Below are 23,009 nucleotides of genomic sequence, written 5' to 3'. Positions count from 1 at the left end.
AATGAAAATAATTTTAATAATGGGTCTACCGGGCTCGGGCAAGACAACTTTAGCAAATGAAATAGCACCAATGTTAAATGCCAAAAGACTGAATGCGGATGAGGTTAGAAAAGAAGCTAATGATTGGGATTTTTCAGAAGAAGGAAGAATAAGACAATCAAAGCGAATGGCAGATTTTGCAAAAAAATTGAAAGATGAGGGAAATTATGTTGTGGCAGATTTTGTTTGCCCAACTCCTGAGGCTAGAAACTTATTTCCTGCGGATTATATTATCTGGGTAAACACAATAAAAGAAGGACGTTTTGACGATACTAACAAAATGTTTGTAAAGCCTGAAAAATTTGATTGTCAGGTCACAACTCAAGATGCTAAATACTGGGCACCAATAATATTAAAGGAGATAAAATAATGGCTTACAAATGGGATAATAAAAAACCAACTGCACAAATGTTAGGAAGGTGGCAACCATTCCATGATGGTCATTATGCATTATTTCAGGAAATTATTAAAAAAACTGGACAAGTTTGTATTCAAATAAGAGACGTTCAAGGAGTTGATGATAACCCATTTGATTTTGACACAGTGAAAAAGAATATTGAAGAAAGATTAAACCCAGAGTTTGAAGGTAGATTTAAGGTGATATTAGTACCTAATATTACAAATATTTGTTACGGTAGAGGAGTTGGTTATAAAATTGAAGAAATAGTTTTATCAGAGGAAATTCAACAAATATCAGCAACTAAAATTAGAGCTAAAATGAGAGAAGATGGCAAACTTAAGTAATATTAAAGTAAAATTTTCAAATAAAGATATTGCCTCAGTCATCATTAATGAGCCAAAAACATATAACGCACTTTCATTTAAAAATTTAAACGACCTAATCAAAGTTTTTAAAAGATTAGATAATAATAACGATGTTAAAGCAATTATTATTGAAGGTGCTGGCAAAGGTTTTAGCGCAGGTCATAACTTAAAAGAAGTGAGTGGATTAAAAAAAAGAGAAAAGTATCAAAAACTTTTTAATCTTTGCTCAAAATTGATGCTTCAAATAGTTGAAGGAAAAAAACCAGTTATTGCAAAAGTTCATGGGGCAGCATTTGCAGCAGGTTGTCAGTTAGTTGCAAGCTGTGATCTTGCTTACAGTACTAATGATGCAATTTTTGCAACACCAGGAGTAAATATTGGTTTATTTTGTAGTACACCAATGGTTGCAGTTAGTAGAAAAGTTAATAGAAAAAGAATGATGCAAATGTTATTAACTGGTGAACCTATTAAAGCAAATTATGCAAAAGAAATTGGATTAATTAATAATCATTTTGCTAAATCAAAATTAAACAATGAAGTTTTAAAAGTTGCCAAAACTATTGCTTCAAAATCAAGCCTTACAATTAAAATTGGAAAACAAACTTTTTATAATCAATTAGAAATGCCATTGAGAAAAGCTTATGCATATACGAGTAAAATGATGACTAAAAATATGATGGCAATGGATGCAAAAGAAGGGATCTCAGCATTTTTGCAAAAAAGAAAACCTAAGTGGAAACATAAGTAGTGAATGATAAAATAAAAAAAATTCTCTCAAAGTATAAAACAATTGCGATGGTGGGTGTTAGCAAAGATGATAAAAAACCCTCAACTATTGTTATGAAATATATGCAGAAGTATGGCTTTAGAGTTATCCCAGTTAACCCAAGTGCAAAGGGTCAAAAAATTTTAGGAGAAGAGGTTTTTGAAAAACTTGAAGATATTAAAATACCTATTGATATTGTAGATGTATTTAGACCATCTGCAGAAGCTAATAAGTATGCAGAAGAGAGTGTTAAAATTGGAGCTAAAGTTCTTTGGTTACAACTTGGAATTAGAAGCGATGATGCTAAAGAGTTGGTAGAGAGTAATGATATTGAATACATTGAAAATAGATGCACTAAAATGGAATATCAAAAGCTTTTTTTAAATATCAACCCAGCTTTTCCTGTTTTGCAGAGCTAGTTTTTTATGACCCAAGCACGATGATAAAAATCATCTATATTTTTTTGAATTAATCCCTTTGCAATCTGATTAGCTTCTTGTTCTTCAAAGGGGCCATGTTTTTTTTCAGTATTCTTCAGTAATGTTTTAATTTCGTTTGGGTTGGTATGTTCACCTTCAATTACATAAAAATTTTTCATGGCTTTCTTATAGAACTAGTTTAAAAATACACAAATGAAAAAAATATTTCTTTTATATGGTCACTATAACGAAAAATCCTTTAACGCTGCGATTAGAGATACGTTTATAGAAACAGCTGAGGCAAAAGGTCATTCAGTTGATTGTGTAGATTTATATAAAGAAAAATTTAATCCTGTTTTTGCTGGTGAGCAAGCAGGTGAAGATGTTCTAGATCATCGTAAACGAATTGAAAAATGTGATACAATTGTATTAATTGCACCTATTTGGAACTTTAGAATGCCAGCAATCGTAGAGGGATGGATAGATAAAGTTTTATCACCACCATGGGCCTATACATTTAAAAAATTAGTTGGAAACTACGGTTATCCAATGGGAAATTTAAAAGACAAAAAAGCTATAATTTTTTGTACCTATGGATCACCAAGACTGGCTGTTACAACTTTCTTTTTAAACCTGCCTATAAGAAGATTAAAAAGAGGGGTCTTTCACATGTGTGGCATTTATAATATTGTTTACAGAAGATATTTTGCTGTACCGTTTGTTAGTGATAAAAAAAGAGAACTATTTTTGGAAGACGTCAGAACAACTGCTCAAAATATATAAAGTAATTTTAATTACTTTATTTTTTACATCTCCATCATTTGCTGAATTGGTAAAACCTAATAATGGGATTGAACCTTATCAAGTTGTCAAAATCCAATTAAGAAGCTTAAAACAGAACGATAATCCAAAAAAGGATAATGGAATTGAGCAGACTTGGGAATTTGCACACCCAAATAATCAAAAAAATACAGGTCCCTTAGATAGGTTTAAAACAATGATTAAAGGAAAATCTTATGTGATGCTACTTAATCACTTGGATCATAAGGTTGTGGAGATAAAATCTGATGATTTAACTGCTCTTTTTGAGGTAACAGTTCTTGATAGAGATAAGGTTTATTATAAATTTAAGTGGGCAGTTGAAAAATATATAAAAGAGGGTCCTCTCAAGGACTGCTGGCTTACCACAATGGTGTCTTCGCCAATGCCTCTTGGATCTTCAATTTAAGCTAATAACTAAACGAATTTTGTTTCGTTAATAATAAAAAAATAGTAGGAATCGGATTAATGAAATCTAAAGCTAAAGTTGTTGTAGTTGGTGGTGGTGTAGTAGGAGTTAGCGCTCTTTATCACCTTGCAAAAAAAGGTTGGTCTGATGTTGTTTTAATTGAGAGAAAAGAGTTAACATCTGGTTCGACTTGGCATGCTGCTGGATTACTGCCTTTGTTTAATATGAGCTATTCAGTTGGTCAACTTCACAAATATGCAGTTAATCTTTATAAAAAATTAGAAGAAGAAACTGGAAAAAATGTAGGTTTCAGTGTTGTATCAAATATTCGTTTAGCAAGTACTAAAGATAGAATGGATGAGTATCATCAGTATGCAGGTGTTGCCCAAACAATTGGTGTTGACGTAAAATTTTTAACGCCCGATCAGGTAAAAGAAATTTGGCCCTTGTGTAATACAGAAGATTTAATTGGTGCAATCCAACATCCAGAAGATGGCTATATTCAGCCTGCTGACTTAACACAAGCAATGGCAACAGGGGCTAGAAATTTAGGTGCAGAAATTTATAGAAATACAGCTGTAGTTGGAATGAAACAAACTAAAGATGGCTGGATTGTTGAAACAGATAAAGGTGCAATAGAGTGTGAACATGTAATTTCTTGCTCTGGAAATTTTGCAAGACAAACTGGAAAAATGGTTGGTTTAGATATTCCAGTAATACCAGTTGAACATCAATATATCGTAACAGAACCTCATCCAGATATTGTAAAAAGAAAAAAAGATGGTTTACCCGAAATGGGAGTTTTAAGAGATAGTGATAGTAGATGGTATATGAGAGAGGAAGCAGGTGGATTAATATTAGGTCCATATGAAGATGGAGCACCCGCATGCTATGTAGATGGTCCATCAAAAGACTCTGAATATGAATTATTTCAAGAAGACTTAGATAGATTAGCACCACATATTGAAGGAGCTATTCACCGTGTACCTGCTTTTGGAGAAGTAGGAGTGAAGAAAGTTTATAATGGTGCAATTTGTTATACACCTGATGGAAACCCGATTGTTGGACCCGCATGGGGATTAAAGAATTTTTGGATTAACGAAGGACATAGTTTTGGAATAACGGCAGCAGGTGGAGCAGGATGGCAACTTGCTGAATGGATAGTTAATGGTGAACCTACAATAGATATGCTTGGTGTCGAACCAAGAAGATTTGGTGATTATGTTTCAAAATCATATTTAAAAGAAAAAAATGAAGAAGCATACAATCATGTATTTAAAGTTCATTATCCTGACGAAGAAAGAGAGGCTGCTAGAGAATTAAGAACATCACCTTGTTATGATAGAATGAAAGCCCTTGGTGCAGTTTTTGGTCAAAAATTTGGATGGGAAAGACCCAATTTCTTTGCAGTTGATGGGATGGAACAAAAAGATGACTGGTCTTTTAGAAGATCTAAATGGTTTAAGGCGATAGAAAAAGAATGTAAAAATGTAAAAGAGAATGTTGGTCTTTTAGATATGACTGCATTTGCAAAATGTAGAATTAAAGGATCTGGTGCTGAAGAGTTTTTAGATTATTTAGTTGCAAATAAACTTCCAAAAAAAATTGGCAGAATTGGATTATGTCATGCTCTTAATACTAAGGGTGGAGTGCATTCTGAATTTACAATCATGAAAGAAGCAGAGGGAAGTTATTATTTAGTTTCTGCAGGAGCAAATCAAAGATTAGACCATGACTGGATTCAAAAATGGATGCCAACCGATGGTAGTGTTCAATTTGAAAACTTAACAAATAGCATTGGTGTTCTAGTTGTCTCTGGTCCTAAAGCTAGAGAGTTAATGACTAGAGTATCAAGAGATGATTTTTCAAATGAAAACTTTAAATGGTTAAGTGCAAAAACTGTTGATGTTGGAAATGCACAAGTTAATGCAATGAGAGTAAATTTTGTAGGGGAACTAGGTTGGGAACTTCATCACCCAATTGAATACCAAAATCATATTTTTGATAAATTAATGGAAGCTGGAAAAGATTTAGGTCTTAAGCCTTATGGAATTAGAGCTATGAATAGTTTAAGACTTGAAAAATCTTATAAACTTGTTGGTACAGAATTATCAATCGAATACTCACCTTATGAATCTGGGTTAGATAGATTTATTCACCCAAATAAAGGAAAATTTATTGGATTAGAGGCTTTGAATAAATGGAGAGAAAAAGGATTTTCAAATCAATTGGTTACCTTAGAAGTTCACAATATAGAAGATGCAGATGTTTTAGGAAATAATCCAATTTATGATAATGGAAAAGTAATTGGACGTGCAACTGGTGGAGATTTTGGTTTTAGACTAGGTAAATCAATAGCATTAGGAATGGTTAAGCCAGAGATTGCGACACCAGGGCAAAAATTGAAAATTGATATTCTTGGTAAAATGTATGATTGTACAATTTTAGAGGAAAGTCCTTATGACCCAGAAAACAATTTACTAAGAGCATAATGAAAATATTAGTCGCCGTAAAAAGAGTTATTGATTACAACGTCCAAATAAGAGTTAAGGAGGATGGCACTGGTGTCGTCACAGACAACGTCAAAATGTCAACAAATCCACCTGATGATAATGCAATAGAAGAAGCTGTAAAAATTAAAGAAGCTGGAAAAGCCACGGAAATAGTAGCAGTAACTATTGGAGAAGAAAAAGCACAAGAAACAGTTCGTAAAGCATTAGCTGTTGGTGCAGACAGAGGAATTCATGTTAAAATAGATGGAATTGTTGAGCCTTTAGCAGTCGCTAAATTATTGCAAAAAATTGTTGATAAAGAAAAACCAGATTTAGTGTTTATGGGAAAACAAGCAATTGATGACGATTGTAATCAAACTGGGCAAATGCTTAGTGCATTATTAAACTGGCCTCAGGCAACTTTTGCATCAAAGATAGACATTAAAGATAATAAATTAGAAATCATAAGAGAAATTGATGAAGGTTTGGAGACAATTGAAGTTAATGTTCCAGCAGTGGTTACTTGTGATTTAAGATTAAATGAACCTCGATATGCTTCATTACCAAATATTATGAAAGCTAAAAAAAAACCAATCGATGAACTATCAGCAGCAGATTTAGGTGTTGATGCAGCACCAAGAGTTCAACAAATTAAAGTTGAAGAGCCACCAAAAAGAAAAGCTGGAATAAAAGTGTCAAGTGTAGCTGAATTAGTACAAAAACTTAAAAATGAAGCAAAGGTTATATAATGTCTATTTTATTAATTGCTGAACATAATAATAAAGAATTAAGACCATTTACTCTTAATGCAATTACCGCAGCATCACAAATTGATAGTGATGTTCATGCATTATTAATAGGAAATAATTGCTCTGAAGTTGCAAAAGCTTTATCAGAAATACCTTTGGTTAAAAAAGTAATACAAGCTGAAGCTTCTCATTATGAAAATTTTTTGCCTGAAAATTTTGCACCATTAGTTGTTAAGGCTTCTGAAAGTTATTCACATGTAGTTAGCTCTGCAAATACATTTGGTAAAAATTTAATGCCAAGAATAGCAGCGTTGCTAGACACTTCACAAGTAAGCGATATAATAAAAGTGATTTCTCCAGATACATTTATAAGACCTATTTATGCGGGCAATGCATTTGCAACTGTTAAAAGCAATGATACAAAAAAATGTATAACTATAAGACCAACCTCGTTTGAAGCATGTGAAACGTCAGGAGGATCTGCAACAGTTGAAAAAATGGATGCTGCAGATGAAGTTACTGTATCAAAATTTATTAAAAGAGAAGAAGTTAAATCAGACAGACCAGAGCTTGGAACTGCAAGAGTTGTGATTTCAGGTGGAAGAGGTATGCAAAGTGGAGATAATTTTAAATTGATTACAGATATAGCTGATAAATTAAATGCAGCAATAGGAGCCTCACGTGCAGCAGTGGATGCTGGGTATATAAGCAATGAACATCAAGTTGGTCAAACAGGTAAAGTTGTTGTACCAGATTTATATATTGCGGTTGGAATCTCTGGCGCAATTCAACATTTGGCTGGCATGAAAGAAAGTAAAATTATTGTTGCAATAAATAAAGATGGGGAAGCACCTATTTTTAGTGTTGCAGATTACGGTTTAGAAGCTGACTTGTTTGAAGCTCTTCCACAATTTCTAGAAGAATTGAATAAATTAAACACTATACAAAAATAGCAAATAATATAAAAAAATACCATATGCCTAGAGAAGCAATGGAATATGATGTGGTGATTGTTGGAGGTGGTCCCTCAGGATTATCAACTGCAATTAAATTAAAACAAATAAATCCAGAATTAAATGTTTGTCTATTAGAAAAAGCATCTGAGATCGGTGCTCATATTTTAAGTGGTAATGTTTTTGAAACCAGGGCCTTAGATGAGTTATTGCCAAATTGGAAAGAACTAAATTCACCTATTAAAACCAAGGTTTCTAAGGAAAAATTTTTATTTTTAGGAAAATCCAAATCAATAAGTTGGCCTACTTGGTTGTTACCATCAGTTCAACAAAATCATAATAATTACATAATTAGTTTAGCTAATTTATGTAGATGGTTAGCAGAACAAGCAGAAGGTTTAGGAGTTGAAATATTTCCAGGCTTTCCAGCAAGTGAAATTTTATATAATGAAGATGGATCAGTCAAAGGAGTTGCAACTCAAGATATGGGAGTTGATAAAGAAGGAAACAAAAAAGATAGTTTTGAACCTGGTATAGAACTTTTAGGAAAAGTTACTGTTTTTGCTGAAGGATGTAGAGGACATCTTGGAAAACAATTAATTGAAAAATTTAATTTATCTGAAGGTAAAGACCCTCAACAATATGGAATTGGATTTAAAGAAATTTGGGAAATAACTGAAAAAAATCATCAAGAGGGAATGGTCATGCATACTGCAGGTTGGCCACTAGATAACAATACTTATGGTGGAAGCTTTATGTATCATGCAGAAAATAAACAAGTTTTTTTAGGTTATGTAATTGGTCTTGATTATAAAAACCCATATCTTTCCCCGTTTGATGAATTTCAAAGATTTAAAACTCATCCTGCAATTAAAAAAATAATTGAAGGTGGAAAACGTATTTCTTATGGTGCTCGTGCTTTAATTGAGGGTGGACTACAAAGTTTACCAAAAATGTTTATGCCGGGAGCTTTGCTTATTGGTTGTGATGCGGGAACTTTAAATATGCCAAAAATTAAAGGGTCACATACCGCAATGAAGAGTGGAATGATTGCAGCTGAAACTATCAATGAGCATTTAAAAGAAAATAAAAGTTTATCCATATATGAAGATAAGTTCAAAAAAAGCTGGGTCTATCAAGAATTACATGCGGCTCGAAATGTCAAACCAAGTTTTAGCTGGGGCTTAATTCTTGGAATAATATTCACTGGAATCGATCAAATATTGTTTAGAGGAAAATTACCTTTTACCTTAAAGCATAAACATGCTGACCACGAAACATTAAAGCCAGCAAATGAAATGCCAAAAATTGATTATCCAAAACCAGACAATGTAATTACCTTTGACAAAACAAGTTCTGTTTATTTAACAGGAACTAATCATGCTGACAATCAACCAGTGCACTTACAATTAAAAGATCCTAATTTACCAATAAATTATACTTTAGAAAAATTTGATGAACCTGCACAACGATATTGTCCAGCAGGTGTTTATGAAGTTCAAAATGAAAATGGGATAAATAAATTTGTGATAAATTCACAAAATTGTATTCATTGTAAAACCTGTGATATCAAAGAGCCTTCCCAAAATATTACTTGGGTGACGCCTGAAGGAAGTGGTGGTCCAAAGTATGGAAATATGTAATTAGAAAGATAAAATTAACCCAACAACAAAAACTAAACAAAGTCCAAGTCCAGCTAATACTAAGTTAGTTCTTGTTTCTTTTTCTTGAACTTTTCTTGCTCTATTTAAAAGTACATTTATATCAACTCGCTTCGATGAAACTTCCTCATTTTGAATAGGGGTCGTAAAATAAGGAAGTTCACTTTCCCCAGAACTAATTTTTTTTACAGAACTCATAACTATAATAAATCATAGTTGGTAAATCTTAACAATTTTGCATTTGTTCATTTTGGGTTGACTCTAGTCTTGATTATGTTCATTTTGGGTTAAAATATAATTTATGTCTAAATTTTTACCTGAACTATCAAAACAAATTCATAGTGAGGTCATACGAGAAGTAATAGAAAAAAACTATGCTTCGATTATTCCTGTTTGGGCACCATTACAATTAACATGGGTTAATAGTGTTTATAGGACTTTTTATGATTATGAAAAATATATGATCGTCATGTATTTATTGAAGAGCACATTTGAAACTTACGCCAAAAATCTTACGACGTTAAATTATGATGAGTATTTTAATCAATTTGAGTTTGAAATAGAAAAAATTAATGTAATGGAAATATCTAAATCCCTAAATATAGCAAAAGAAACAACTAGAAGAAAAATTAATGAATTAGAAAAAATGGGTGTAATAAAAAAAATTAATAAAAAGATTATAATTGACAGAAATACTTGGCCAAATATTAAACCTGCTGATACGCTAAAAAGAATAACAAGATTTTTATCCACTCTTTCAAAAATATGTGTTGCTGAAGGGAAAATATCTGAACCGTTCAGCAATGAAATTTTAACAAAAATATGTAAGGAATATTTTTCATTTGTTTGGATACTTTATTATGAAATGCAATTCCCTTTGTTATTAGGTAATAAAAAAATTTTCGGTGACTTGGAAAGTTTTCATGTTAATGGCGTTTGTATAATCAATCAAGCTTTACACTCAAAAAAATATGATAATAGTGAAATGAGTAAAGAATTTTACTTAGAAAAGTATATGTGGGGTGACCAAAAAAGTGAAACAGGTGTTAACGCAATGTCTATTTCAGATATAACAGGGATACCAAGAGCTACAGTTATTAGAAAATTAAATAAACTACTAAAAGAAAAATTTTTAAAAGTTGATAACAAAAAACATTATAGTTCATCTGGTCATCATGCACAAAAATTATTAGATGTACAAAAAGTAACCTTGGACAATTTATCTAAATTTGCTTCACGTGTTTATAATTTATGCTTAATGAAAAATGATTAAATTTTAGCTGCTCTTTTTTATAATATAGACAAAAAATATAGAAGTTACCATCATCACTAATGCGTAAGCTGCTGTAGGAACGATATAAATCATCTCATCAAATAATTGAGTTGAAACAAATACTGCCAAAGTTCCATTTTGTAAACCGCATTCTAAGGATATACATCTTTGTTGCGCAACACCTGATGTAAAAAATTTTGCAACATAAAAACCTACAATCATCATTACAATATTAAGTATTAATGCAATCAAACCAGCCTGCTTTATAAAGCTTGCAATATTATCCCATTCTTCAATATAGATCGCGACAAATACCAAGACAAATAAAGCTATTGAAATTCTCTGAATTAATAAAACATTATTTGTAATAAAATTCTCAGCAAAATGACGAATAATCATTCCTATTAAAACTGGGACAGTAACAACAAAAAACATTTTTAAGGAAATACCAACCATAGAAAATTCTTTTGTAATATAATTGATATTTAATAAATCAATTGAAAGAAAAATAATAAAAGGAACAGATATAATACTAACTAAGCTAATAATTGCTGTTAGCGTTATTGATAAAGCGACGTCTCCATCTGCAAATTTAGTGAGTACATTTGATGTTACACCCCCAGGAGCAGCTGCAATTATCATTACTCCCAAAGCAAGTTCAAGTGGAGTATTTAATAATTTAATAAGAGTGAATGCAATAATTGGAAGAACAAGCATCTGACAAATTAAACCAACTAAAAAATCTTTTGGAAACTTAACTACTCTTGTAAAATCCTTAATTGTTAGACTCATTCCAAGTCCCAACATTATTATAGCTAAACCTAACGGAGCAATTTTTGTGACAATTTCCATTATTTAATTAAATAGTCCATAATGGGTTTTTTTACAAGAAAATGATCTCTCAATTAAAAATAATCAAGATAGATCGATTGCATTTTTTTTTAGAGCTTCTATAGAAACTAGCTTTAAAGTTTTTTCATGTGTTCTTTTTAAATATACAGGACAACTTTTTCCAGCATCAACAGCTCTTGCATACCAACTGGCACAAACACACCAACCATCTCCATCTTTAAGTCCTGGAAAACCAAATTCAGGATGTGGTGTTATTAAATCATTACCAGCTTCTTTGCACCATTCTAAAAATTCAGTTGTAACTTTTGCACAAACAGTATGAACACCATGATCATTTTCATCAGTATTGCAGCAACCATCTCTATACCATCCTGTTAATGGGTTGTTAGAACATTCCTCTAGATCTTCACCTAGAACATTTTTTTGTTTGTCAGCCATTTAAATTTTTGTAGGGTTAGGTTGACCTTTATAGACAATCTCAGGATCAAAAGATTTTTCTTTTTCTTCAAACTTCATCTCAATTTCTCTACCATTGTCGATCGGACCTAGTGGAATTGATCTATAAAAACATGATCTATAACCAACATGACAACTAGCACCATCGCCAATATCAACTGTAATCCAAACTGAGTCTTGATCATCATCAATTCTAATTTCTGTTATTTTTTGAGTATACCCACTAGTTTTGCCTTTGTGCCAAATTTGCTGTCTTGATCTACTAAAATAATGAGCTTCTTTTGTTTCTATAGTCTTCTTTAAAGCTTCAACATTCATATATCCATGCATTAAGATATCTCTAGTTTTTGAACACATTGTAATAACCGGTATTAATCCATCATTATCGAACTTGGGAGATAGATATTTGCCTTCTTCAATTTCTAGGATATTTTCTCTTTTTTTAAACATAATCAGGTTATTATGTAGCATATTACTCAATATATTAAATATTTTAAAAACAATGATTTACTGTATAAACTTGCGTTATGAAATTAGTTGAAGACATAAATAATAAAGTTTTAGATACCAAGAAAGTTTCTGATAAGGAAGCTGAAGAAGCTTTTAAAACTATTTTAACTTGGATGGGTGAAGATCCTTCTAGAGAAGGTTTACTTGAAACACCAAAAAGAGTTGTTAAAGCATTTAAAGAATATTTTGGAGGATATGCTGAGGATGCAAATAAGATATTAGAAAAAACCTTTGGTGATGTTGAGGGTTATGACGACATGGTTGTTGAAAAAAATATTTCAGTAACTAGTCACTGTGAACATCATATGGCACCAATAGTTGGAACGGCACATGTTGCCTATATTCCAAATGAAAGAGTTGTAGGATTAAGTAAACTTGCAAGAGTTGTAGAAGTCTTTTCAAAAAGATTGCAAACTCAGGAGAGACTTACAATGCAGGTTGCACAAGCTTTAATGACTTCATTAGATGCAAAAGGAGTTGCAGTAACAATTGACGCTGCACATCAATGTATGACAATGAGGGGTATTAAAAAAGAAAATGCAACAACTGTTACAAATTATTTTTTAGGGGAATTTAAAAAAGATTTAAGTATTCAAAATAGATATCTAAGATTTATTAGTAAGTAACTTTCCCAAAGGAGGAAAAGTATGTCAGATAATTTCAAAGCATTAATTCTCAATCAAGAAGGTGAAAATTTTACTAGAGAAGTAAAGTCAATTGAGAAATCATTTTTAAAACATGGAGATGTTACTGTTAAAGTAGATTATTCAGATTTAAATTATAAAGATGCGCTTATTTTAAATAATGGTGCAAAACTAGTAAAAGAATTTCCGCATATTCCTGGTATTGATTTTGCAGGTACTGTTATAGAAAGTGATAACTCAAAGTTTGCAAAAGGTGATGAGGTAATTCTAACAGGTTGGAGAGTAGGAGAAATTTATTTTGGTGGTTATTCTCAGCTTGCAAAAGTTAACGGTGATTATTTGGTTAAAAAACCAAAAGATGTAACATCTAAACAAGCAATGATTTTAGGCACAGCAGGTCTTACAGCTTTACTATGTTCTTTTGCAATCAAAGCTAGAGAAGAACTTTTATTAGGAGAAAAAGTAAAAGATGTTCTAGTAACCGGTGCATCTGGAGGCGTTGGAAGTATTGCGGTAATGATTTTAAATAAATTTGGTTATGATGTTACAGCTGTTACCGGAAAATCTGAAAATGAAGAATACTTAAGAACGTTAGGTGCAAAAAATATAATAAATAAAGCAGATCTAGATAAGGATCCAAGGCCATTAGATAAAGGGTTATGGGATGGTGTTGTTGATACCGTTGGTGGTAAAATACTTGCTAATGCATTAGCACAAACTAGAGATAATGGAATTGTTGCAGCTTGTGGAAATGCGTCTGATTATAAACTAAATACTACAGTTATGCCTTTTATTATAAGAGGTGTTAAACTTTGGGGAATAAACTCTGTTACAGCATCAATAAAGAGAAGAGAATTTGTTTGGAACGAAGTTAAAAATATTATTGACTTTGAACAATTAGAAAAATCAATAAAGACAATAAGTTTGGTGGATTTAATAGACATATATCCAAAAATGTTAAAAGGTGAAACATCCGGAAGATATATTGTTGATGTAAATAAATAATGGACTGGGATAAATTAAAAATTTTTCATGCAGTTGCAGAAGCTGGAAGCTTTACTAACGCAACAATAAACTTAAACCTTAGTCAGTCTGCAATAAGTAGACAAATTCAATCTTTAGAACAGGATCTAAAAGTACAGCTCTTTGAAAGACACGCAAGAGGTCTTACATTAACTGAAAATGGTGAATATGTGTTTAAAACAGCTCATGATGTAATTAGTAAACTAAAAGAAGTTGAATCTACGTTAGGTGATCAAAAAAATAAACCAACTGGTAAACTAACAATTACAACTGTTAGAAGCTTCGGGACTCACTGGCTAACTCCAAGAATTCAAGAATTTATGACTTTAAATCCAGAAATTGAAATTGAATTAATCTTTGATGATAAGGAACTTGATCTAAGTACTAGACAAGCTGATATTGGAATTTTCATGAGAAGACCTAAGCAGCTTAATTATATTCAAAAAAAATTAGTTGATATTAAGTATTATATTTATGGTTCTTATAAATATTTAGAAAAACATGGGATGCCTAAAACAATTAATGATTTAAACAAACATAGATTTATTTCGTTTGGAAAAGGCGCTCCATCACCAGTATATAATCCTGATTGGGCATTAAAACTTGGTATTAAAGATGGAAAAAAAAGGAAATCTATAATGAAAGTAAATAGTGTTATGGGTCTATTACTTGCTGTTGAAACTGGAGTTGGACTAGCAGCTTTACCAGAATACTTAGTTACAAATTCGACAAATGTAATTAAAGTTCTTCCTAGCTCAGAAGGTCCAATTACCGAAGCACATTTTGTTTATCCGCAATCACTTAAAAATACAGCAAGAATTACAGCATTTAGAAATTTTCTGTTCAGTAAAATTGGTGATTGGAAGTCTTAATTAACTAGACTTATCGTTTACATATACTGAGACGCCTCTAGAATTAATATCTACATCAAATTTTTTATGTAACGGAGGAAAGGCTCTTTGCGAACAATCCAATCTATCACAAGTTCTGCAAGATACACCGATAGGAATTTCAGTAGTTTTATCACTAACATTAATATTTTCAGTGTACACAAAGTCTTTTGCATACTTTGCATCACAGCCAAGACCAATTGATAATATACTTTTTGATCGACCAAATCTTCCAACACCTTTCTCTACAGTTCTTGCGATACAAACATATTTTTCACCGTTAGTCATTTTACTAACAGCTGCTTGAATTACACCAGGTCGAGTAAATGCCGAATAAACATTCCATCTAGGACATGCACCACCATATCTTGGTATATCAATTCCTGATAATGAAAATCTTTTTGAGATATTTCCTGCCATGTCAACTCTAAGCATGTGAAAAGGAATTCCAGGTAATTTTGGATCTTGTAAGCATGTTACACGGTGAGCAACTTGTTCAAAAGAAGTTGCAAATGTATTTTGTAATAGCTCTAAATCATATTTCAATTTTTTACATTCAGTATGAAAAGGTTTGTAAGGCATTAAAATTGCTGCACCACAATAATTTAATAAAGCAACTTTAGTCAATTGTTTTGATTCTTCTGAAGGAAAAGAAAATTTAGATAGATAATTATCAATATCTTTCATTGCACCTTCTTGTGCAATCTGAGCTGCTGCATGAAGTTTTTTTGTCTCCAAAGAACTATAATCACTTAATAAGAGTTCTTTTTTATTTTTATTATAAATTTTAGAAAAAGGCTTTCCCTCTTCTGGTAAAATATCTTTAACTGTAATTGAATATTCTTTATTTAAATATTCACATAAAGAAATATATCGAGTTCTGTTATTTTTTTGAATTTTATCAAAAACTTTATTTGCAAACTCTTCTAATTTTGGAAAATAGTTTTTATGTTCTTGAAGGAAATCAGATATTACTTCTCCTGGAAAAGAGTTTTTTCTATTATCAACTATCTTACCTGATATTTTTTCTATTTTATTAATTAGCTCATGATCTTTTTTTTTAAGAATATCTCCTAATCTCACAAGAGCTCTACCAATCTTAGGATTTGTTCCAACAAGGTCTTTAACTTCAGGACCAAGAATATCTAGGTCTTCAAACAATTTATCATCTAAAATTTCTGAAATAGTATTTTCTAAGTTAACATCTGTTTTTGATGTTAAGTCTGAGAGCTGAATATTTAATTTTTCACAAACCTTAAGCAGCAAATCTCCATCTATTTTTCTTTTTCCGCTTTCAATTAAATTTAAATAACTTGGAGAAATACCCAGATCTTCCGAAAGTTTATTAGCTTGTAGTCCTAACTGTCGTCTAAAAGCCTTTATTTTAGGACCAATTTTTAAATCAATTTGACTCATAATTTCTATTTGTAAATTTTGTAAATTTTAATTTACAACAAATTTCTTTGTTTTACAAGGTTTTTATCGATTTAATTAGATTTTGTAAATTTTGTAAATTATAAAGTTTACATGAACAATAAAAACACAAATAAAAAACAAGAAAATCAAAGAGAAATTAACGAAAACAACAATCAGAATCAATTTAGTCAATCAGGTGTTTACCTAAGAGACGATCATTGTGATTGGGGTTCTAGTGGGATGAATGAATTCACTCAAGAATTTAGTGAAAAAAAATAAATCCTATTACTGTTAATTTAGACACAATTTAATTTTCTTAATACATAATTTAGAAAGACTTACCTATGAGCTCAGAAGCTAAAGTTTCATACGATTTAAAAAGATTTTTAGGAATAAAAAGAGACTACACCCCAGAAGAAGTTGAGAGATTAAGAGGTTCAATTAAAATTGAATATTCTATGTGCAAACACCAATCTAAAAAATTATGGGATTTATTGAATTCAGAAAATTATATTAATACATTGGGTTCACTCTCTGGAAATCATGCTGTCCAACACGCTAAAGCTGGATTAAAAGCAATTTATTTAAGTGGATGGCAAGTAGCAGCTGATGCAAATACTGCTGGCGAAATGTATCCTGATCAGTCTTTATACCCATATGATAGTGCACCAAAATTAGTTGAGTCGATGAACAATGCTCTAATAAGAGCAGATCAAATTCAACATATGGAATTACAAGATGGTGATATGAAATCAAAAGATAGAACAGATTATATGCTACCAATTATTGCAGATGGTGAAGCAGGATTTGGTGGTCCATTAAATGTTTTTGAGTTAACAAAAAAATTCATTAAAGCAGGTGCAGCTGGTGTTCACTTTGAAGATCAATTAGCTAGTGAAAAAAAATGTGGCCATATGGGTGGAAAAGTTTTAGTTCCAACTGGCACTATGATTAAAAACTTAAAAGCTGCAAGACTAGCTGCAGATATTGCAGATGTACCATTAATAATTCTAGCAAGAACAGATGCAAATGCTGCAAAATTAATCACTAATGATTTTGATGAAAATGATAAACCATTTTTAACTGGTGAAAGGTCACCAGAAGGCTTTTATTATGTTAAACATGGAATTGATCAAGCAATCTCAAGGGGTTTAGCTTATGCTCCTTATTCAGATTTAATCTGGTGTGAAACTGCAACACCAAACTTAGAAGAAGCAAAAAAGTTTGCGGATGCAATTCATGAAAAGTTTCCTGGTAAATTGTTGGCTTACAACTGCTCTCCCTCGTTCAATTGGAAAAAACATTTATCAGATGCTGAGATTGCAACATTTCAGCAAAAAATTAGTGAGATGGGATATAAATTCCAGTTTATAACTCTTGCAGGATTTCATACTCAAAATATTGCAATTTTTGAACTTGCTGAAAAATATAAAACAGAAGGAATGACTGCTTATTCTAAAATCCAAGAGCTTGAATTTGCTAGAGAAAAAGATGGTTACACAAGTGTTAAACATCAAAGAGAAGTTGGAACATCTTATTTTGATGCAGTTTCAAATACTATAAGTAGTGGAAAAAGCTCTACAACAGCTATGGCAGGATCAACAGAATCTGAACAGTTTTAATTAGTCTTTAATAAGCTTTCTAAATATGATTATATATTTGGATGTTTATAAGTAGTTTACTTTTAATTATTCTCTATATTTCTCACAGATACATTGTTGCTTGGATTATCTATTACAATAATACAGATGAACGTTTTGGTAATTCTGTATGGCGTTGGTCATATGACTATCAAGTAATTGGAGAAAGAGATGTTTCAGACCTTGATGATAAGCCATTTGTAAGAAAAAGAAGAGTTAGAAACCGGGCTGTCTCAATAATGTACTGCAATTTCTTTATAGGGTTTTATGCATTCATGTCTTTCCTAAGTAATCTGCTTATCCGGATATTAACTTAATTAACCATTGTAAACTGCGTCAATAAATGCGATTGATAATCATTCGCAATGTTAATAATAAGCATTCTAAACTAATCAAGGGTAAAAAATAAAGGAAAAAATGAAAAAAATTATACTTATTATATTAACCTTGAGTTTTTTTAAAAGCATGACATTAGCTAATGAAGTTAATGTTTTTAGTGCAAGACATTACGATTCAGATATCCAGCTTTACAATAAATTTACATCTCAAACTGGAATTAAAGTGAATGTCATATCCGGCAAAGATAAATCTCTTCAAAAAAGAATTATAGAAGAAGGAAAAGATTCAAAAGCTGATCTTTATATTACAGCTGATGCTGGAAAGTTAGGACTTTTCGATTTAAAAGGGATGTTTCAAAACTCTATGTCGCCAGCAATTAAATCTGCAGTACCGGCAAACTTTAGATCTAAAAATTGGACAGGAATAGCTAAAAGAGCACGAATAATTTATTACTCTCCAGAGAGAGTAAGTGACAATGATCTTAATGGATTGACTTATGAAGGTCTTGCTGATCCTAAGTGGAAAGGTAGAATTGTTATAAGACAATCTAATAATATTTATAATCAATCTCTAGTAGCTTCATTAATAGATAATAATGGAAAAGAGAGAACTACTATTTGGGCAGAAAATTTGGTTAAGAATATGGCTAGAGACTCAAAGGGAAATGATAGAGCTCAGATTTTAGCTGTAGCAGCTGGCGAAGCTGATATTGCTGTTGCAAATACTTATTATTACGCACTTATGCTTTCTGGTAGTAAAGGTGCAGAGCAACAAGAGGCTGCAAAAAAAGTATTACCATTTTTCCCAAATCAGGGTGATAGAGGAACACATATGAATATTAGTGGAGGTGGAATATTAAAATATGCTCCAAATAAAGATAACGCAATTAAACTGTTAGAGTTTTTATTAACTAAAGATGCTCAACAACATATTGTTAATAATACGTATGAATATCCAATGATTGAAGGTGTTGAGCCTCATGGATTAATTACACAAATGGGGTTTAATTTTAAACAAGACCTTAAAACTAAAGTAGCTAATTACGGAAAAAATCAAGCTATCGCATTAGAGATAATGCTTAACGCGAAGTGGAAATAAAGAGGTTATAACACAGCGCGCTTTTAATATTAAGTTAATTACCCTGCTTGATGTTATTAGTGCGTTGTTAAAAAATGGGTAATAAGATTAACATTTGGTATTTTAGTTCTTTTGTCATATCCATAATTGTAGCTGTACCCATTATAACTGTATTCAGTAGTTTCTTTGAAACAACTGGAGGCTATGTAACAGTTTTAAAAAATACTTTTCTTTTAGATTATATTTATAATTCATTAATACTTTTGACAGGTGTTTTAACCTTAACTTTTATTATAGGAGTTGGTTGTGCTTATTTAGTTTCATTTTATAAATTTCCTGGTGTTAATTTCTTTAAATGGGCTTTAATCCTATCTTTTGCAGTACCAGCCTATATTTATGCATATTCATTAACTGCTTTTTTTGAAAACTATGGAACGGCTTTTTCAATTTTAAAAAACTTATTGGGCGAGGGAAATTACAACGCTCATATTCCAAAGTTTGATGGAATGTTAGGCGCAATAATTTCAATATCATTTTCGTTATTTGGTTATATTTACGTATTAACTAGAGCATCATTTCATTATCAGTCACAAAACTTAATAGAACTTGGTAAAAACCTTGGCTTTTCTAAGCAAAAATCATTTTTTAAGATAATCTTACCTTCAGCAAGACCTGCAATAGTTGCTGGCCTTTCGTTGGTTGCGATGGAGACCTTATCAGATTTTGGTTCTGTTTCATTTTTTGGAGTGTCGACTTTAACAACAGGTATTTATAATGCATGGATATCTTTTGACGATCTTACTTTAGCAAACAGGTTATCATCTTACTTGTTAATTTTTATACTTGGACTTTTTGTTATAGAAAATCTATCTAGAAAAAAAGCTCAATATCACACATCATCAAAAGGTGGCCATAGAACAAAAACATTAATAAAGCTTAATGGTTATAAATCCTTCTTGGCATTTATTTTTTGTTTTACTATTTTTTTAATCAGTTTTTTATTTCCAGTCACTCAAATGCTTTATTGGACAATTATTTTTCCACAACATCTTGAAAATCTAGATGTCTTTAAACTATTTTTAAACACTATTAATTTAGTAATTATATCTAGCTTTTTTTTAATTATACTAGCTTTTATATCTAACTATGGAAATAGAGTTTCTAAAAGTAAATTACTCCAAATATTAAATATTATATCTATATCTGGATATGCAATCCCAGGAATTATACTGGCAGTAGCTTTTATCACTTTTATTTCATGGATGGATAGCAACATTATTAATTATTTTGAAATGGGTTCAATTAAATCTTTTTTTATTGGATCTACTTTAGGATTAGTTTTAGTTTATTTTATTAGATTTTATTCTTTAGCAAATAATGGAATTAAATCTGGTTATGCCAAGATAAATTATTCTATTGATGAGGGAGCTTATTTATTAGGATATTCGAAATTTAAAACATTTAAAAATATTCATGTACCTTATTTAAAGAACTCAATTTTTCTAGTTTCAATTTTACTTACTATTGAAATTATTAAAGAACTACCAATTACACTTATTTTAAGACCATTTAACTTTGAAACTTTTGCAACTAAAGCCTATCTTTTTGCTTCCCAAGATTTATTGGAGGCTGCAGCTGCGCCTTCTTTAATACTGATAATTATTGCAAGTTTTTTTATTTTAATTACATCTAGGTATATTCTTAAAGAATAAAAATATGAAAAAAAATTTTTTAGAAATTAACAACGTAACTTTTTCAGCAAGTTCTCAAAATAAAATTAATAATGTTTCGTTAACAATTGAAAATCAAGGAGACATTGTTTGTTTACTAGGTCCATCAGGTATTGGAAAAACAACAATACTCAGAACTATTGCAGGTCTTGAAAAAAATAATTCTGGCACAATTACTCTTAAGGATAGAATTCTTTCCTCGAAGGAAATCCAAGTTGAACCAGAAGATAGAAATATAGCTATGGCATTTCAAGATAATTCACTTTTTCCGCATTATAGTGTTTTTGATAATATAAAATTTGGTGCGGAGAGAAATAAAAACAAGAAAAAAGGTTTAGAAATTAATGATATTATTAAGCTACTTCATATTGAAAATATAAAGGATAAGTATCCTCATCAAATTAGTTCTGGCGAAGCACAAAGAGCTTCACTTGCTCGATCGTTATTGTCAAATCCCGACCTATTACTTCTAGATGAACCACTTTCAAATGTTGATCAAAACTTTAAAGAAGAAATTCAAATTAGGTTAAAACAAATTCTTACAGAACAAAAAATCACTACAATTATTGTAACACACGACTCTTACGAGGCTTTTTATTTGGGAAATAAGTGTGGAATTATATTAGATGGTCATTTAAAGCAATATGATGATCCTTATAATATTTACCACTTTCCTAATTCAATTGAAGTTGTTAATTTTTTAAATAGAGGAACTTTGATTGAAGCAAAAGTTACAGGAGAAAATAGTTTAGAAAGTAATGATTTAGGAAAAATTACTGGTGATTTTATAAAACATTATCCAAAAGGTTCTAATGTTAAACTTTTATTACAACCAGAGGATCTTGAGCACGATGACCTAAGTGATTTAAAATTAAAAGTTGTTGATAGAAAATTTAGAGGAACAAACTTTATTTACACACTTAAAACTAGCAGTGATAAGTTAATTTCTGTATTTGTTCATTCCCACCATATTCACCAACACGAAATTGAAGAAAAATTTGGTATAAAGAGACCTATTCATATTGATCATATAGTCTGTTTCTAATACAAAATCCTAAATTAAAATGAATAATAGATTTAAAACATTATCTAAAGGGATTATCGATGTAAGTCCTTTAATGATACCCGTGGTTCCATTTGGAATTATATACGGTGTTATTGGTATGGAGTTGGGTCTGAGTGCGTATATGACATTCGGTATGTCTATTATAATTTTTGGTGGAGCTTCTCAAATTGTTTTATTACAATTATTTTCTGGCGGCGCATCATCATTCGTTACAATCACATCAGTTACTGCAGTAAACTCTAGACATTTACTATATGGTGCGGTTTTTTCTGAATACCTTTTTCACTTAAAACTTAGATGGAAAATTATACTATCCTATGTATTAATTGATCAAGCTTTTGCTGTCTCAAACATTTATTTTAAAAAAAATAAAGAAAATAAATTTAAACACTACCATTTATTAGGAGCTGGTTTTACCTGTTGGACTATTTGGCAGATATCAACAATTTTAGGTATAGTTCTTGGATCAGTAGTACCTGAAGAGTTAGGTTTAAGTTTTACTATTTCTTTAACATTTTTGGCTTTGTTAATTAATGATTTTAGAAAGTATAAAAATATAATTGTAATGTTAGTGTCAGGAATTGTTGCAACTATTGGGTACAATACAATACCATTTCAAGCTTATATTATTGTAGCAACACTATCAGCCTTATCGGTTGCCACCATAATAACATTAATTGAACAGAAGAAAAAATAATGCATTGGACAACAATTATTTATTGTGGAATTTTGACTTACTTAACAAGATTTTCTATGATTTTTTTCTTAAAGAAAGACATCTTAAATGAAAAGACAAAAAAAGTTTTAACTTACGTTCCATCAGCCATTTTTCCAGCAATAATATTTCCTCCTATATTTCTTGATGCCACAGGATCTATAGATATTGATAGTAATCCTAAGATACTGGCAGCTATAATTGCGATAATTATTGGATATTTTAGTAAAAGTATTATTGCAACCATTCTAGTTGGGCTTGCCTTTTATTGGTTCTTGATTTTTGTATATTACCAATAAAAAAGCA

Annotated in this window: 27 protein-coding genes; 21 read left to right on the top strand and 6 right to left on the bottom strand. The window is 30.9% G+C overall.

The features are described from left to right. The first annotated feature begins 1 nt into the window (after position 1). The 4 genes from AC5SL1_RS04275 to AC5SL1_RS04260 are packed head-to-tail and all read left to right on the top strand — an operon-like array spanning position 2 to position 1,989. Positions 2 to 409, top strand: a complete 408-nt coding sequence (locus AC5SL1_RS04275) for a P-loop nucleotide/nucleoside kinase family protein (RefSeq protein WP_494572707.1) — start codon at positions 2 to 4, stop codon at positions 407 to 409. After that, entirely contained in the window at positions 409 to 783 is a 375-nt protein-coding gene (locus AC5SL1_RS04270) for a cytidyltransferase (protein ID WP_494599246.1), read from the top strand. The genes AC5SL1_RS04275 and AC5SL1_RS04270 overlap by 1 nt, the downstream gene beginning before the upstream one ends. Continuing rightward, positions 767 to 1,552, top strand: a complete 786-nt coding sequence (locus AC5SL1_RS04265) for an enoyl-CoA hydratase (protein ID WP_494599245.1) — start codon at positions 767 to 769, stop codon at positions 1,550 to 1,552. Before AC5SL1_RS04270 ends, AC5SL1_RS04265 begins: the two co-directional genes overlap by 17 nt. Beyond that, positions 1,552 to 1,989 carry a CoA-binding protein gene (locus AC5SL1_RS04260; RefSeq protein ID WP_494579171.1) on the top strand — a complete coding sequence of 146 codons (438 nt, stop codon included), beginning with the start codon at positions 1,552 to 1,554 and terminating at the stop codon, positions 1,987 to 1,989. The genes AC5SL1_RS04265 and AC5SL1_RS04260 overlap by 1 nt, the downstream gene beginning before the upstream one ends. On the opposite strand, the gene AC5SL1_RS04255 is transcribed toward AC5SL1_RS04260, so the two are convergent. Next, positions 1,986 to 2,168 carry a hypothetical protein gene (locus tag AC5SL1_RS04255; protein ID WP_494579169.1) on the bottom strand — a complete coding sequence of 61 codons (183 nt, stop codon included), beginning with the start codon at positions 2,166 to 2,168 and terminating at the stop codon, positions 1,986 to 1,988. The genes AC5SL1_RS04260 and AC5SL1_RS04255 overlap by 4 nt on opposite strands. Positions 2,169 to 2,202: 34 nt before the next feature. Between AC5SL1_RS04255 and AC5SL1_RS04250 the strand changes: the two genes are divergently transcribed. From AC5SL1_RS04250 to AC5SL1_RS04225, 6 genes are read left to right on the top strand one after another with little or no spacing between them, the layout of a single operon-like run. Further along, positions 2,203 to 2,772 (top strand): NAD(P)H-dependent oxidoreductase, encoded by a 570-nt coding sequence (locus AC5SL1_RS04250; RefSeq protein WP_494579167.1) that lies wholly within the window; start codon positions 2,203 to 2,205, stop codon positions 2,770 to 2,772. A gap of 46 nt (positions 2,773 to 2,818) precedes the next feature. Beyond that, positions 2,819 to 3,217 carry a DUF4864 domain-containing protein gene (locus AC5SL1_RS04245; protein ID WP_494599244.1) on the top strand — a complete coding sequence of 133 codons (399 nt, stop codon included), beginning with the start codon at positions 2,819 to 2,821 and terminating at the stop codon, positions 3,215 to 3,217. A 59-nt stretch (positions 3,218 to 3,276) separates the two neighbouring features. Continuing rightward, positions 3,277 to 5,709 (top strand): GcvT family protein, encoded by a 2,433-nt coding sequence (locus AC5SL1_RS04240; protein WP_494599242.1) that lies wholly within the window; start codon positions 3,277 to 3,279, stop codon positions 5,707 to 5,709. Further along, positions 5,709 to 6,458: an electron transfer flavoprotein subunit beta/FixA family protein gene (locus tag AC5SL1_RS04235; RefSeq protein ID WP_494599241.1), complete on the top strand. Its 750-nt coding sequence runs from the start codon at positions 5,709 to 5,711 to the stop codon at positions 6,456 to 6,458. The genes AC5SL1_RS04240 and AC5SL1_RS04235 overlap by 1 nt, the downstream gene beginning before the upstream one ends. Then, complete coding sequence (locus AC5SL1_RS04230; protein WP_494599240.1) at positions 6,458 to 7,411, top strand: electron transfer flavoprotein subunit alpha/FixB family protein; 954 nt, start codon at positions 6,458 to 6,460, stop codon at positions 7,409 to 7,411. Before AC5SL1_RS04235 ends, AC5SL1_RS04230 begins: the two co-directional genes overlap by 1 nt. A 23-nt stretch (positions 7,412 to 7,434) precedes the next feature. Continuing rightward, the gene (locus AC5SL1_RS04225) at positions 7,435 to 9,054 is read left to right on the top strand and encodes an electron transfer flavoprotein-ubiquinone oxidoreductase (RefSeq protein ID WP_494579161.1); all 1,620 of its coding nucleotides are present in this window, start codon (positions 7,435 to 7,437) and stop codon (positions 9,052 to 9,054) included. On the opposite strand, the gene AC5SL1_RS04220 is transcribed toward AC5SL1_RS04225, so the two are convergent. Continuing rightward, entirely contained in the window at positions 9,055 to 9,270 is a 216-nt protein-coding gene (locus AC5SL1_RS04220) for a hypothetical protein (RefSeq protein ID WP_494599239.1), read from the bottom strand. 103 nt (positions 9,271 to 9,373) lie between these two features. Here AC5SL1_RS04220 and AC5SL1_RS04215 point away from each other — a divergent pair, with 103 nt between their 5' ends. Beyond that, on the top strand, positions 9,374 to 10,345 hold the full coding sequence (locus AC5SL1_RS04215) for a DeoR family transcriptional regulator (protein WP_494599238.1): 972 nt from the start codon (positions 9,374 to 9,376) through the stop codon (positions 10,343 to 10,345). Positions 10,346 to 10,348: 3 nt separating this feature from the next. Here AC5SL1_RS04215 and AC5SL1_RS04210 read toward each other — a convergent pair whose 3' ends face one another. From AC5SL1_RS04210 to hisI, 3 genes are all read right to left on the bottom strand, one after another. Next, positions 10,349 to 11,197, bottom strand: coding sequence for a bile acid:sodium symporter family protein (locus AC5SL1_RS04210; protein ID WP_494599237.1), 849 nt, complete (start codon positions 11,195 to 11,197; stop codon positions 10,349 to 10,351). A 63-nt stretch (positions 11,198 to 11,260) separates the two neighbouring features. After that, positions 11,261 to 11,635 carry a DUF2237 family protein gene (locus AC5SL1_RS04205; protein ID WP_494579155.1) on the bottom strand — a complete coding sequence of 125 codons (375 nt, stop codon included), beginning with the start codon at positions 11,633 to 11,635 and terminating at the stop codon, positions 11,261 to 11,263. Continuing rightward, positions 11,636 to 12,103 carry a phosphoribosyl-AMP cyclohydrolase gene (gene hisI, locus AC5SL1_RS04200; RefSeq protein ID WP_271516876.1) on the bottom strand — a complete coding sequence of 156 codons (468 nt, stop codon included), beginning with the start codon at positions 12,101 to 12,103 and terminating at the stop codon, positions 11,636 to 11,638. A gap of 77 nt (positions 12,104 to 12,180) precedes the next feature. Here hisI and folE point away from each other — a divergent pair, with 77 nt between their 5' ends. From folE to AC5SL1_RS04185, 3 genes are read left to right on the top strand one after another with little or no spacing between them, the layout of a single operon-like run. After that, positions 12,181 to 12,789, top strand: a complete 609-nt coding sequence (folE, locus tag AC5SL1_RS04195) for a GTP cyclohydrolase I FolE (protein WP_271516874.1) — start codon at positions 12,181 to 12,183, stop codon at positions 12,787 to 12,789. 21 nt (positions 12,790 to 12,810) lie between these two features. Beyond that, positions 12,811 to 13,812, top strand: coding sequence for an oxidoreductase (locus AC5SL1_RS04190; RefSeq protein WP_494599236.1), 1,002 nt, complete (start codon positions 12,811 to 12,813; stop codon positions 13,810 to 13,812). Then, the gene (locus AC5SL1_RS04185; RefSeq protein ID WP_271516865.1) at positions 13,812 to 14,702 is read left to right on the top strand and encodes a LysR family transcriptional regulator; all 891 of its coding nucleotides are present in this window, start codon (positions 13,812 to 13,814) and stop codon (positions 14,700 to 14,702) included. Before AC5SL1_RS04190 ends, AC5SL1_RS04185 begins: the two co-directional genes overlap by 1 nt. Here the strand turns inward: AC5SL1_RS04185 and AC5SL1_RS04180 are convergent, their stop codons facing one another. Further along, positions 14,703 to 16,136, bottom strand: coding sequence for a helix-turn-helix domain-containing protein (locus tag AC5SL1_RS04180; RefSeq protein ID WP_494599235.1), 1,434 nt, complete (start codon positions 16,134 to 16,136; stop codon positions 14,703 to 14,705). It lies immediately after the preceding gene. Positions 16,137 to 16,247: 111 nt separating this feature from the next. Here AC5SL1_RS04180 and AC5SL1_RS04175 point away from each other — a divergent pair, with 111 nt between their 5' ends. From AC5SL1_RS04175 to AC5SL1_RS04145, 7 genes are all read left to right on the top strand, one after another. Continuing rightward, positions 16,248 to 16,415 carry a hypothetical protein gene (locus AC5SL1_RS04175; protein ID WP_494572689.1) on the top strand — a complete coding sequence of 56 codons (168 nt, stop codon included), beginning with the start codon at positions 16,248 to 16,250 and terminating at the stop codon, positions 16,413 to 16,415. A gap of 65 nt (positions 16,416 to 16,480) precedes the next feature. Next, the gene (aceA, locus tag AC5SL1_RS04170; protein WP_271517041.1) at positions 16,481 to 17,758 is read left to right on the top strand and encodes an isocitrate lyase; all 1,278 of its coding nucleotides are present in this window, start codon (positions 16,481 to 16,483) and stop codon (positions 17,756 to 17,758) included. Positions 17,759 to 18,193: 435 nt separating this feature from the next. Then, complete coding sequence (locus AC5SL1_RS04165) at positions 18,194 to 19,213, top strand: Fe(3+) ABC transporter substrate-binding protein (protein WP_011282242.1); 1,020 nt, start codon at positions 18,194 to 18,196, stop codon at positions 19,211 to 19,213. 74 nt (positions 19,214 to 19,287) lie between these two features. Then, the gene (locus tag AC5SL1_RS04160) at positions 19,288 to 20,904 is read left to right on the top strand and encodes an ABC transporter permease (RefSeq protein WP_271517050.1); all 1,617 of its coding nucleotides are present in this window, start codon (positions 19,288 to 19,290) and stop codon (positions 20,902 to 20,904) included. Between the two features lie 4 nt (positions 20,905 to 20,908). Continuing rightward, complete coding sequence (locus tag AC5SL1_RS04155) at positions 20,909 to 21,967, top strand: ABC transporter ATP-binding protein (protein WP_494599234.1); 1,059 nt, start codon at positions 20,909 to 20,911, stop codon at positions 21,965 to 21,967. Positions 21,968 to 21,986: 19 nt separating this feature from the next. Further along, the gene (locus tag AC5SL1_RS04150) at positions 21,987 to 22,685 is read left to right on the top strand and encodes an AzlC family ABC transporter permease (RefSeq protein ID WP_494599233.1); all 699 of its coding nucleotides are present in this window, start codon (positions 21,987 to 21,989) and stop codon (positions 22,683 to 22,685) included. Then, positions 22,685 to 23,002: an AzlD domain-containing protein gene (locus AC5SL1_RS04145; RefSeq protein WP_271517057.1), complete on the top strand. Its 318-nt coding sequence runs from the start codon at positions 22,685 to 22,687 to the stop codon at positions 23,000 to 23,002. Before AC5SL1_RS04150 ends, AC5SL1_RS04145 begins: the two co-directional genes overlap by 1 nt. The last annotated feature ends 7 nt before the right edge of the window (positions 23,003 to 23,009 follow it).

The sequence above is a fragment of the Candidatus Pelagibacter sp. PS_10_02 genome, assembly GCF_059418005.1.
Note: the sequence above shows the minus strand (reverse complement) of the source record. Positions and strands in the feature narration are given on the sequence as shown.